The 13,061-nt window shown below is 60.0% G+C and carries 8 protein-coding genes; 7 read left to right on the forward strand and 1 reads right to left on the reverse strand.

Features of this window, described 5'->3' with window-relative positions; translation table 11 throughout:
- The first annotated feature begins 6 nt into the window (after positions 1 to 6).
- Positions 7 to 1,311: a P-loop NTPase gene (locus tag P5540_06715; GenBank protein HRT64505.1), complete on the forward strand. Its 1,305-nt coding sequence runs from the start codon at positions 7 to 9 to the stop codon at positions 1,309 to 1,311.
- Here the strand turns inward: P5540_06715 and P5540_06720 are convergent.
- Positions 1,289 to 3,304, reverse strand: coding sequence for a glycoside hydrolase family 20 zincin-like fold domain-containing protein (locus tag P5540_06720; GenBank protein HRT64506.1), 2,016 nt, complete (start codon positions 3,302 to 3,304; stop codon positions 1,289 to 1,291). The genes P5540_06715 and P5540_06720 overlap by 23 nt on opposite strands.
- Positions 3,305 to 4,095: 791 nt before the next feature.
- On the opposite strand from P5540_06720, the gene P5540_06725 reads away from it, so the two are divergent.
- The 6 genes from P5540_06725 to P5540_06750 all read left to right on the forward strand — a co-directional run bounded on the left by P5540_06725 (position 4,096) and on the right by P5540_06750 (position 12,957).
- Entirely contained in the window at positions 4,096 to 5,187 is a 1,092-nt protein-coding gene (locus P5540_06725) for a GntR family transcriptional regulator (protein HRT64507.1), read from the forward strand.
- Positions 5,188 to 5,268: 81 nt separating this feature from the next.
- On the forward strand, positions 5,269 to 8,055 hold the full coding sequence (locus tag P5540_06730; GenBank protein ID HRT64508.1) for a discoidin domain-containing protein: 2,787 nt from the start codon (positions 5,269 to 5,271) through the stop codon (positions 8,053 to 8,055).
- Positions 8,056 to 8,227: 172 nt separating this feature from the next.
- A complete protein-coding gene (locus P5540_06735) occupies positions 8,228 to 8,791 on the forward strand; it encodes an SIS domain-containing protein (GenBank protein ID HRT64509.1) in 564 nt (187 codons plus the stop codon).
- The gene (locus P5540_06740; protein ID HRT64510.1) at positions 8,788 to 9,732 is read left to right on the forward strand and encodes an ROK family protein; all 945 of its coding nucleotides are present in this window, start codon (positions 8,788 to 8,790) and stop codon (positions 9,730 to 9,732) included. Before P5540_06735 ends, P5540_06740 begins: the two co-directional genes overlap by 4 nt.
- A gap of 59 nt (positions 9,733 to 9,791) precedes the next feature.
- Positions 9,792 to 10,550 (forward strand): glucose 1-dehydrogenase, encoded by a 759-nt coding sequence (locus tag P5540_06745; protein HRT64511.1) that lies wholly within the window; start codon positions 9,792 to 9,794, stop codon positions 10,548 to 10,550.
- Between the two features lie 145 nt (positions 10,551 to 10,695).
- A complete protein-coding gene (locus P5540_06750) occupies positions 10,696 to 12,957 on the forward strand; it encodes a DUF6259 domain-containing protein (GenBank protein ID HRT64512.1) in 2,262 nt (753 codons plus the stop codon).
- Positions 12,958 to 13,061 lie beyond the last annotated feature (104 nt).

A 13,061-nucleotide genomic window follows, 5' to 3' on the forward strand; every position in this document is an offset into this window, starting at 1 on the left:
TTTTGAATGGTAACGGAAGAAGCCGTATTGGACGCGTTGCGCGTCGTCATGGATCCGGATCTTGGACGCGACATTGTCTCGTTGGGATTTATCAAGGACTTGAACATTGCAAAGGGCGAGGTCTCGTTCACGGTCGAATTGACAACGCCCGCCTGTCCCGTTCGGGAACGGTTCAAGACGCAATGCGAGCAGGCGGTCGGCGCGCTGCCGGGCGTTCGCGCGGTCAAGGTGAAGATGAGCGCGCGCGAGGCGCAGCGTCCGCAAACGCCCCAGGCAAGTTCGCTCGAAACGGTCAACACCCTCATCGCCGTGTCGGCCTGCAAGGGCGGCGTCGGCAAGAGCACGATTGCGGTGTTGCTCGCGCGGGCCTTGCGTGAACAGGGTCTTGCGGTCGGATTGCTGGACGCGGACCTGTTCGGCCCGTCGTTGCCGACGTTGCTCAATCTGCATCAGCCGGACGTGTACATGCAGGGGGGGCGCATCGTGCCGATCGAGGCGCACGGGCTGGCCACCATGTCGTTCGGCTATCTTATCGGCGACTCGCCCGCGGTCATGCGGGGACCGATGGTCGCCGGCTATATCGAACAGATCCTGACGCAGACCGACTGGGGCCGGCTCGACTACCTTGTCTTAGACATGCCGCCCGGCACCGGCGACGTCCAATTGACGATCACCCAGCGCGCAAGGATTGACGGCGCGGTAATCGTCACCACGCCGCAGGCCCTGTCGCTCGCCGACGTGGCCAAGGGCATCGTCATGTTCGAACACGTGGACGTACCCGTGCTCGGACTCGTCGAAAACATGAGCCATTTTGTCTGCGACGGGTGCGGCAAGGAACACTTCATCTTCGGATCGGGATCGGATCTGCTGCAACGGCGTTTCGGGCTGCCGACGCTCGCGCGCATCCCCGTCACGCCGGGTATTTCGTCCGAGGATTCCGTTTGCAAGGCGCCCGTGCCACAACCGATTTTGGAACTGTGCGATCATCTGACACGCGAACTGGGCAAGCGCCGGGCGTCGGGCCTTCCCAAGCCCGCCGTGACCGTCATTCCCGGCCATCTGCACATCCGCTGGCCCGACGGATCCGAAAGCGTCCTGCCGAACGCAAAAGTCCGCGCGGCGTGCACCTGCGCGCGGTGCGTGAACGAATACACCGGCGAGGCGATACTCGATCCGTCCACCATCCCGCCCAACATCAAGGCCGAAACCATTCAGCCGCTTGGCCACTACGCGGTGTCCATCGCGTGGAGCGACGGGCATGCCTCCGGTATTTTCACGTGGGATCGCCTTAGGGAATTGGCGGCGATGTAGCGCATTCGACGAAGAGTCCGGCGTCGCGCGGGGCGGGCAACGGGGTTCCGAGCCGGCACAGCGATTCCGCCAGATGCGCGTATTTTATGACGAATTTGCGCCGGCAGACCGATGTCCACGTTTCGATAGCATAGGGCCGGTTTTCACGCAGCCATAGCGATCGCATATCCGACTCGATCGCCTTGTGGCGATTGCTTATGTCTTCCAGCAACGACGCCGCTCGATCGAGCAGCGGCTTGGCGGCCTCGGCGGCGGAGTCGCCTGCCTGTTCATAAAGGTCCACGGCGTCGAGGGAGCCGGTCACGCGGCGCGCGAGCGTTTCGAGACGGGCGACGCCGAAGAGGAAGTAATCGAGCATGTCGCGGTTGGCGGTGGCTTCGGCCTGGCACGCCAGCAGGTGTTCGCGGGCTTCCTCGACTAGGGCCATCAATTGCGCGGCCTCGGCGCGCATGGCGTCGGCGCTTGGAATCTTCCATTCGCCGCCGAGGAGGTCGGTCCAGAAGGCGTCGTCAATCTTGTCGCGGACGAGGGGGATGTCGTAGGCGCGTTGCAAGACTTCGATTGCTTGCCCAAAACGATCGCTTTTTTCTCCAAACAGGACCGCACCGACGCGCCGGTTGAACGTTTCGATGGATGTCACGGAGGCGTTCCATGCGCATTCGGCGCCCCACGCGAACCCGTGCCAGTTCGGCGCGTTGAAGGTCCGCGCGCCATCGTCCCACGCGGTCATGATCGCGCCCATGGCGCCGTTCTTGACGCCGTCGCGCACGAAGCGCTCAATGTTGAGTACCGCCTTTCGGAAATCCGGGACGATGCGCCCCCAGTTGTTCACGCCGGGACAGATGAAGAAGTCAAACCCGGCCTTCGCGAACGGATCGAACCAATGGTCGAAATGGTCCAGCGCCTCGTAGCACCATGCCAGCATGATCGTGTCTTTGGGAATATCGGGCAATTGTTCGGGATGCCGGATGATGATGTCGCCCCACATCATCATCCGCTTGCCGTATTTTTCCTTGAGGATGTCGTGGATGCGGTTGATGTGGCGCACGTACACGCCGCCCACGCCGATTTGGTCCGCGAGCGGTTTGGACGGTCCCGTGCCGAGCCCGTCGGTCTCGTCGCAGCACACGTTGAAAAACGGACACGGCAGCAGCGGCGCGACTTCGCTGTACATGTCGTCGAGCAGGGCGTAACTTTCCTCCTTGACGGGGCATAGGATGTGCGGCGTTTCAGCGAGCGGCGCAAATTCCTCGTGCGCAAGAATATTGTAGAAGTGCGCGAAGGATTGCTGGTTGCCGAGCATTTCGATATGGTGCGCGGCGGCATGCGCGACGAGCGCCTTCATTTCCTCCGGCGTCAGGGATCCGTCCACGGGGCCGATTTCGGGATGCTTGCGGAATTGGAACTGGTCTTCCATGTAGTACGTGAACATGTTGTATTTAAAGAACGCGCCGAGCGCGATTTCCCGCGCGAGTTGCTCATAGGTGGAGCTCGGTCCGCGCGTGAGATCGTCCTGAAACGCGCGCCATTGCAGCGCGCAAGGCCAGTCGCGGATTGAGACGCATGGCAGACCGTTTCCGGTGCGGTTCGCGCGGATCAATTGGCGCAGGGTCTGCACGCCGTGGAATAAGCCGGCCGGCTCCTTGCCCAGGACGACGATCGCGTCTTTGGCGATTTCGATCGTGTACTCGTCCGGCACGGCGTGTTCGCGCAAGGCGGGTTCTGGACCTGCCTGCGCGCCCGGCGGCGCAATGCGTAGCGCGCCGGCCTTGTCCTGCGCGGCGGCCAGGCGCGGACGCGGCCACCCCGCCGTGCGGCATTCTTCCCGCAACTGCGTTCCGAGCAGCCAGAGATTGTCCGAAGGGGCGGTAATTTCCAGGGGACGATCCATCTCGAAAACGCCTTCGGCGATTTGTGCCTCCTTCGGATAGGGAATCAGGCGAAGGCCGGCATCGGCGGCCAACAGAACGATCAGGATGGAGCTGGTCATCATGTCAGAACTCCTTGTGCTTTGCCGTTGCTGCCCGCCATCGTACTCTTAATCGCAAATCCGATCGAATCGTTTTTATGGCGCTGAAGCGGCGTTTATGCGGAAGACCACACGATCCGCAGATGACGCAGATACACGCAGATGAAAAACAGGGCATGGATGTTCGGGTCAGGCGATTCCACACTCGAATCCGCATGTCGGTGCTGTCCAAAAGAATTGTAAAAAAACCACAATACCGCAAGGAGTCACGTTTTACCTCGTTATCCCGTTCTTTTTTTCGAGATCTGCGTGTATCTGCGGAGGACCACACGATCCGCAGATGACGCAGATACACGCAGATGAAAAACAGGGCATGGATGTTCGGGTCAGGCGATTCCACACTCGAATCCGCATGTCGGTGCTGTCCAAAAGAATTGTAAAAAAACCACAATACCGCAAGGAGTCACGTTTTACCTCGTTATCCCGTTCTTTTTTTCGAGATCTGCGTGTATCTGCGGAGGACCACACGATCCGCAGATGACGCAGATACACGCAGATGAAAAACAGGGCATGGATGTTCGGGTCAGGCAATTCCAAACTCGAATCCGCATGTCAGTGCTGTCCAAAACAAGATTGATCGGAGAAACTCCTTCTTCATCGCGAAAAAGAGGTTTTCCAAGAACGCCATCCTGAAAACCCGTTGTCTATTTACTCAAAATGGCTTTCTGCCAGCCGCAATTTGGATAGAGATGAAACAGGATCCGCCCGATGCCCTCCGGTTTTTTCAAGGCTGGCGGTTGCGATATCATAGGGTCATGAATGAACGTCCGGATATGCCCATTTATGCGTTTATCAAGCGCGAGTTGAAAAACCAGATCGAAAGCGGCGAGCTGCCGGAAGGGGCACGGGTGCCCTCCGAATTTGAACTGGCGCGCCAGTACGGCGTCAGCCGCAATCCGACCCGGCAGGCCTTGCGGGATCTGGAACTCGAAGGGTATCTTGTTCGTACACCGGGCCGCGGATCGTTCGTCACCCCCAAGACGCAGTGGCAAAAACTGTTCAATGTAAACGGCTGGCGTGCCGTGGCCATTGCGTGCCCGGAACTCGAATTTCATTATACACGGACGGTCATCCGGGGGTTCGTGGAACGAGCCGCCGAGGAATCGTATCTTGCCATGGTGTATTTCATCCGGTTCAGCGGCGAATCCGAGTTTCAGTTTCTGGCGGACATGCGCAACAGCGGCATCCAGGGGATGGCGTTTTGGCTGCAGCATGCGTCGGATCGCGTGCTCGATCTGCTGCGGAAATTTCAGCGGTCCGGGTTTCCCTTTGTGCTGATTGACCGCTATGTCCGGGGGCTTGAAAGCGATTTTGTGGTGACGGACAACGAGGATGCGGCTTATCGGCTGACGCGGGCCCTGCTCGAACGCGGCCACAAAGACATCGGACTGGTGACGTCCGCGCTGGACAACACGTCCGCGGAGGACCGCCTGGCCGGGCATCAACGCGCCTTGCGCGAGGCCGGGATACGGTTTTCCGAGGAGTTGCTGGGCGTCTTCGACATGGAAGACGAATCCAATTCGGCGGTCGTTCACCGGATCATGGCGCACCGGCGGCATCCGACCGCGTTTTTGTGCAATAACGACGGTATTGCGGCCACGCTGCTCGACGAACTGAACGCGCTGGAATTCAGCGTGCCGGACGACGTGGAAGTCGCCACGTTGGACGACAACGAGCTGGCCGCCGCGCTGGACGTGCCCCTGATTACCGCCTCGCAGCAGGCGTATGAAATGGGCCGGGCGAGCGCGGAGATTCTCATCCATCGCATTGCCGACGCCTCGTCTCCGCCGCAGCAGCGATTCCTCAAGGCTGTGATGAATCCCGCGCCCGGCCGTGGGATTTCATGAACGGGAATCTTGCCTGGCAATAAAAGCCGTGGTAGGCTGTGGATGCAACGTGTCAGCCGTTTTTTGGGAGATCACGCATTCATGCGATATTCGGCCTGTTTTTTTGCGATCGAATTTTTTATTTCGTGCGCATTCGCCGATTTTCGGGAGCAAGTCGAGTCGGACTGGTTGTTGCAGGAACAGTTGCGGTCGCGAAACGCGACGGTTACAGCGCAGTCCGACGCGGCGGGGGGATGCGATGGAATCAAGAACGGCCGGTGGGGATTTCACACGAACTGCGTCGAATCGCCGTGGTGGCAGGTGGATTTGGGCAAAGTCGCGCCGGTGGATCGGGTGGTGGTATGGAATCGGTGCGATGCGGCGGATCGCGCCACGCGGATTCGGATCCTGTTTTCGGACGACGGGGCGTCGTGGCGGACGGTGTACATGCACGACGGAACGTTGTTTTACGGGATGCAGGGCGGACCGCCGTTGTCGGTGACCTTGGCGGGTGAAAAGACGCAGTATGTGCGCATCACGACGCCGGGCGTCAATTTTCTGCACTTTGACGAGGTCGAAGTGTTTGGGCCGTCGGAACCGGCAAAGAATCTGGCGCTGAACCGTCCCGCGAACCAGTGCGGCACGTCGCCGTGGTCGGCGAACCATCTTCCCGGCGCTCCGGACTGGCCCGCCCGGACGCGCGCCGTGCTCGAACATGCGCGGGCGCTGGCGCATGAATTTGCCCTCGAACCGGACGCGCTGAAGCGGATCGAAAAGATGGAGGCGAGCCTGCATTCCGATCGTTCCGCCAAGAATGCGAAGCGGGATTACCTCGAGGCGCGCTGGGTGTTGCGGACAATTGCGCTGAAAAATCCGCTGCTGGATTTCGACACGATTCTTTTTGTGAAACGCGTACCCGGCCGTTTCAGCCACATGTCGGATCAGTATTACGGCTGGTGGTCGCGTCCGGGCGGGGGGGTGTATCTTTTGCGCGACTTCAGGTCCGACGCGCCGACCTTGACCTGTTTGAGCGGCGCCTTCGCGGAGCCGGGCAGTTTCCTTCGTCCATCGCTGTCGTTCGACGGGCGCAAAGTTCTGTTTGCGTGGTGCAAGCATTATCCGAAACTCGCGAAATGCAACGACAAATTGAACAAGGACAATGTGCCGGAGGACGCGTTCTATCACGTGTTCGAGATGAACGTGGACGGCAGCGGCCTACGTCAATTGACGTCGGGCAAATACGACGATTTCGACGCGCGGTATCTGCCTAACGGCCGCATCGTGTTTCTCTCGACGCGGCGGGGCCAGGCGATTCAGTGCGGTCCGGACACGGCGCGCGAAACGCAGACGCATCCGGCGCTGCCGGACTCGTATGTGCGGTGCGGGGGCGGTCCGGAGCGCCCCGTGGCCGTGTACACGCTGCATACGATGGACGCGGACGGCGGGGATCTGTGCGCGATATCGCCGTTCGAGATGTTCGAGTGGACGCCGAGCGTGGCGAACGACGGCACGATTCTCTATTCACGGTGGGACTACATCGATCGCTCGAACATGCCGTACATGGGCTTGTGGTCCATTCATCCCGACGGCACGCATGCGCGGATCGTGTACAAGAACTTCACGCTTGCCCCGCATTGCACCTTCGAGCCGCAGAGCATACCGGGGTCGAACAAAATCGTGTTTACCGGATCGGCGCATCACGCACAGACGATGGGCGGGCTTGTCCTGCTCGATCCGGCCGCGGGCACGGAAGGCGAGGCGGCGATCAGGCGCCTGACGCCGGAAATCGTCTTTCCGGAAATCGAGGGATGGCCGGACAACTATTACGCGAGTCCTTGGCCGCTGTCCGAGCGGTTTTACCTTGTGTCGTGGTCGCACGAGGAGTCCGTGTCGCAGGGATCGTTGCGCACGCCCAACGGCATGGGCCTGTACCTGTTCGACGCGGACGGGTTCAGGGAACTGCTTCACCGCGATCCCGCCATTGGCTGCGAGAGTCCGCTGCCGGTCCGTTCGCGCGCCGTGCCACCGTCTCTTGTGGATGTGCCGAGGTGGGATGCGGCCAAGGAGGGGCGTTTTGTTCTGGCGGATGTATATCGCGGCCTCAGGGACACGCAACGCGGCGCGATCAAATCGCTGCGCATCGTCGCGGTGCCGCCGAAGACGCATCCGACGATGAATTATCCGGTACTCGGCATCATGGCGGACGATCCGGGGAAATGCGTTTTGGGGACCGTTCCGGTCGAGGAAGACGGTTCGGCGTATTTCCGCGTGCCGGCGAGCGTGATTGTGTTTTTTCAGGCGCTGGACGAGCGCGGGATGGCCATTCAAAGCATGCGCAGCGCAACCTATGTCCACCCCGGCCAAACACTGAGTTGCATCGGCTGCCACGAGAACCGCCATCAGGCGCCGGATGCAAAGCGCATCGCGGCCATGCGCCGCGAACCGTCGCGTATTGCGCCCGGTCCGGAGGGGTCGTGGCCGCTCCGTTTCGACCGGCTCGTGCAGCCGGTGCTCGACCAGTCCTGCGTGAAGTGCCACAATCCCAAGGGGGCGGACGCCGTCGCGGCCAAGTTTGATCTCACGGCGGATAAAGCCTACGACACGCTTGTCAATTACGGGGAACCCAGCCTGTTGCAGTCCGTGAAGGCGTCGTATGCGCGGGGCAATTCGATCGAGGGCGATTGCGGCGCGCGGATCAGTCCCGTGCTCCGGAAATTGTTCGAGCCGTCCGGACACCACGGGGTCGCGCTCGATTCGGATTCTTTCAATCGAATCGTTACCTGGCTGGACACCTACGGGCAGCGCGTCGGATCGTTCAGCGAGGAGCAGGAACGGCAACTCGTCGCGCTCAGAGAACAGCACAAGGATCTTCTGGCCGTTTCTCCGTAGGGAAGCGGCAAAGCACGAGGCGAAGAGCGCGAAGGGCGTGAAACGCGCAGCGGTTTTTGCGCGTGTAATGACAGGCTGAACAATTTGTCCGCTTTGTTCGCTTTCTTGATTGATGTCCGATGCGCCGCGTATTCTATCGTTCTGGCTGAACGACCCGAAGGAAAACCTATCCATGGATTTGAGGCAGTACTGCGATGTGTTTTGCGCGGAGATGGCGCGCGTGGACGCGGCGGCGGTGGGTCGTCTGGCGGACGCCATCGAGGAGGCGTATCGCGCGGGGCGCATGGTGTTTGTAATCGGTAACGGCGGCAGCGGCGCGAACGCGTCGCATCTGTGCGAGGATCTCGGCAAGGGCACGTTGAGCGATTTCGACCGCCAAAAGCGACTGCGCATCATCAGCCTGACGGACAACACGCCTTACATTCTGGCGTGGGGCAACGATTCGGGTTTCGACCGCGTCTTTTCCGAGCAATTGAAAAACCTTGCGTCGCCGGGGGATCTGCTCATTGCGATCAGCGGATCGGGCAACAGTCCGAACATTCTGCGGGCGGTCGAATATGCGAACAGCATCGGCATGAAGACTTTCGGGGTATCCGGATACGATGGCGGCAAACTGCTTGGGCTTGCCTCGGACAACTGGCATGTCGCGTGCAACAACATGGGCATGGCGGAAGCCGTCCACGGGGTCGTCTTTCACTATCTGACCGAGGAACTCGCGCGGAGATTCGCCCGGTGAAGACCCGCGTGATCGGCATCGAAATCGGCGGCACGAAATTGCAGGCCGCAATCGGACGCGAAGACGGAACCATCGAGAAGACGATTCGCGGCGCGGCGCCGCCGGGCGGCGCGGAAGCCATTCTCGGCTGGTTCGAGAAGGAATTGCCGGGTTTTATCCGCGGCATGAAGGAAATCGATCGGATCGGCATCGGGTTCGGCGGACCCGTGGACAGCCGGACGGGCACGGTGCTCACGTCGCACCAGGTCGAAGGATGGAGCGGGTTTCCGCTGGCTGATTGGTTTGAGGACCATTTCGAATACGAGACGTACGTGTTCAACGATTCAAACGCGGCAGGCTGGGCCGAATACTGTCTTGGCGCGGGCAAGGGCACGGACCATTTTCTCTACATGAATATCGGCAGCGGGATCGGCGGCGCGCTAATTATAAAGAGAGTTCTTCACAACGGGCAGGGGCTTGGCGCGTCGGAACTCGGCCATACGCACGTGCCCGATTGGGAAGCGGCCCATTCACCGCGCAAACTCGAAGACCTGTGCAGCGGGTGGTCCATCGAACGGCGGCAACGTGCGATGGCCGATCCCGATCCGCAGTCGCCGCTCGGCGCGCTTTGCGGGGGAAAATCGGCGAATATTACGTGCGCGATGCTCGGCCAGGCCGCGGAACAGGGCGATCCGCGCGCATGCGAGGAAATCGAACATGTCGCGCAAAGCGTCGGCGTTGCGCTTGCGAACGCGGTCACGCTGTTCCACCCCGAACGCATCGCGCTGGGCGGCGGCGTGCCGTTGATGGGCGACGTTCTTGTTGGACCGATTCGGCGGTACGCGAACCAATATGCGTTTGGGCCGTTTCAGAATCGTTTCGAAATTGTTCCGTGCAAACTAGGTGAATCCGTCGTGCTGGCGGGAGCGATCCTGCTGGCGAACAAGGATGTAGATGAATAGGGAGGACGGATCGGTCGGATCCGTCGGATCGGCATAACGCCACAAGGGAGTTTGGAGCCATGAGACTGAAGAACAAGGTAGCGATTATCACCGGAGCCGGCATGGGCATGGGGCGCGAGGCGGCGCTTTTGTTCGCGGCGGAAGGCGCGAAAGTCGTCGTGTTCGACCTGAACAAGAAGGCCGCGCAGGAAACCTGCTCGATCATCGCAAAGGCGGGCGGAAAGGCCTTGTGCGTCGTCGGGGACGTCAGCAAGGAGGCCGACGTCAAGAAGGCCATCAAGAAAGGCGTCAAGGAATTTGGCGCGATGCACATCCTGTATGCGAACGCGGGGGTGCTGTGGAAGGATCGCGACCGTTCCGTGATCGAAACCACCGAGGAAAACTGGGATATCGTCCAGGCGATCAACCTGAAGGGACCATTCTTTTTGACCAAACACGGCATACCGGAATTGCAGAAGTCGGGCGGGGGTTCGATTATTCTGGTGGGTTCCATTTCGGCGCTGGTGGGCTTCACGCTGGCGCAGGATTCGTATACCTGCGCGAAGGGCGCGCTGATATCGCTTTGCAAATCGCTCGCCGTCCAGTTCGGCCCGGACAATATTCGCTGCAACATCATTCATCCCGGCATGATTGACACGCCCCTTCAGGCGCCGTATCTAAACGACGAGAAGAAGGCCGCCATCGCGGAGTGCCTGCCGATGAAACGGCTTGGCGTCGCGCGCGACATCGCCAATGCCGCCCTGTTCCTTGCGTCGGACGAATCCAGTTTCATGACCGGCGCGGAGATGATCGTGGACGGTGGTTTCATCGCCACGTGAGCGCAAGAGACTGAACCGCCAAGGCGCGAAGGTAGAAAAATGGTACGGGCGCCGCAGGATCTTCGCGTTGGACGCTTCACGCACGCATGATTCGGTGTCTGGAATGTCGTGGTAGCCGCCCGGACAAGCAGGAGAATTCGGCCGCATGAAGGGCGAGTTATTCTTGTTGATTCCGTTTATCTTGGCGATCGGCGTTTCATTTGCCGGCGCGCAGAATCTTCTCTGCGAGAACGATTCGGTATCCATCGAATTTTCCGGGCACAACGGAACGGTCCTTCGATTTTACGACAAGGCCAATGGCTGCGATATCACGCGCGCGGACGATGGAGAACTATGGCGAGTAATGCTCACGACGGAAAGCGGGACAAAAGTCCTTACGCCTTCGGATGCGGGGCAATTCATTTCCCATTCGAACAGCCCGTCCGAAATCCAAATGTCGTGGTTCGATTTTCCGGGCATGGACAAGGATTTAGCGATCCATGCAAGTGTTCGGATCCAAACGTGCTGGCCTCCAACCTCCTGGGAGTTGGTGATTCATAAAACGCCTTCGGCGCGCGTACCGGTGGCCCATTTCCCGAGGCTGTCCAATCTCACCAAACACGAAGAGGAGTCGCTCGCCGTTCCGGTATGGACCGGCCAACTTTTGCCCAATCCGCGATCCGTGCTCTGTGCGTCCGACGACGCACGCTTGGCATGGAATTATCCGGGCATGATGGCCATGCAGTGCGTGGCGTACTGTGCGAAAGGCGGATCCGGACTCTATGCGGCATGTGACGATACGGCGGCGTATCGCAAGACCTTCGCTTTTTGGGGGAACGTATCCGGCAAGGTTGATTTCGAGATGGTTCACTATCCCGAGAACGGCGCGGCAAATTCCGGCGAATGGCGCATGCCTTACGCCGCGATACTCGGAGCATTGCACGGCGACTGGTTCGATGCGGCAGAACGCTACCGAAGTTGGGCGCTCCAACAAACATGGACCAAAGAAAGCCGCATGCGGCGCGGCCTCGTGCCCGCGTGGATTGAAGAAACCGGTATGTGGATCTGGAACCGCGGGCGCTCGGAAGGCGTGTTGCCGCCGGCCATAGCCTTGCAGGAGACGCTGGGCTTGCCGGTGCGCGTGTTCTGGCACTGGTGGCATGGCTGTCCGTATGACGCGGGTTTCCCCGAATACCTCCCGCCAAGGGAAGGCGCCGATCAGTTCCGCAAAGCCGTCTTGGACGCACATGCGCATGACGTCCGGTGTGTCGTATACATGAACCAGCGGCTATGGGGCATGGAAACTGAAAGTTGGCGCGTGGAGAACGCGGAGCGGTTCGCCGTCAAAGGCGAAGACGGAAAGGTCCACCCCGAGGTTTACAACCTTTTCACGAAATCGCCGATGGCTTCGATGTGCATTGCTACGCCGTTTTGGCGCGGCGCCTACGCTGGTCTCGCACAGCGCGCCATCACGGAGTTGGGCGTGGACGGCATCTACATGGATCAGGCCTGCGACAGCATGCCCTGTTACGATTCGTCGCACGGCCATCCCATCGGTGGTGGACGTTACTGGCTCGACGGATTTCGGTTGTTGTCCGGCGACATTCGCAAACGCGCCGCCGAGAAGCGCGTCGCCCTAACAGGGGAAGGCTGCTGCGAGGCATGGTTGCCATACCTCGACGCGATGTTGACGCTGCAAGTGAGCAAGGAACGCTACTCCGCGCCGACGGACCCGTGGGAACCGATCCCGTTTTTTCATTCGGTCTATCATCCCGTCGCGATTACCTACGGCAATTATTCCTCACTCACCATGCCCCCCTACGATGACCTTTGGCCGAAGGCGTCCGCGCCCAAGAAACCGCTCGCGTTGATCGACCGGAAATTTTCTCGCCAGTTTTACCTCGAACAGGCCCGCGCGTTCATCTGGGGCCAACAACCCACGCTTGCCAATTTTCTTCCAAACCAACTCACCGAACGCGCAGAAGAACTCGACTATGTGATGCGCATTGCAAAGGTTCGCCGCCTTGCGAGGCAATATCTCGAACATGGCGAATTCCTTCGTCCACCCCAATTGACCGTTGCGAACGCCACCTCGCCTTTTTCGCGTCTGAGCATCTATGCCGGCCAAGGCGAACATCTCGCCGAATTTGCCAAGACACATCCGTTGGCGCTGTCCACGGCATGGCGAGCGCGCGACGGCAACGTTGCCATCGCCATCGCCAGTCTTGCGGACGCCCCCCTGTCCGTTTCTCTTTCCTGGAACCCGAAGGAATACGGCATATCCTCCAACGGCACGATTTTTCGGATTGCCGAATCCGGCCGCATACCTGTCGAACCCTTCACGTTTCCTCCATCCAGCCGCGCGCTTACGCTTCCGCCGCGGGCTGTTTGTCTTTTTGAATTCATCGGAGGTTCACCTCCTTCCTGATTCTCGAATCCCGGTTTTGGGACGGAATTCGCTTCCATTCCCCGCGGATTGTGCACAGGTCCACGGTCGAATTTGATTGGATCTTGATGTTTTGTTACCGTTTG

It is taken from the genome of Candidatus Hydrogenedentota bacterium, from assembly GCA_035450225.1.
Taxonomy (GTDB): Bacteria; Hydrogenedentota; Hydrogenedentia; order Hydrogenedentales; family SLHB01; genus DSVR01.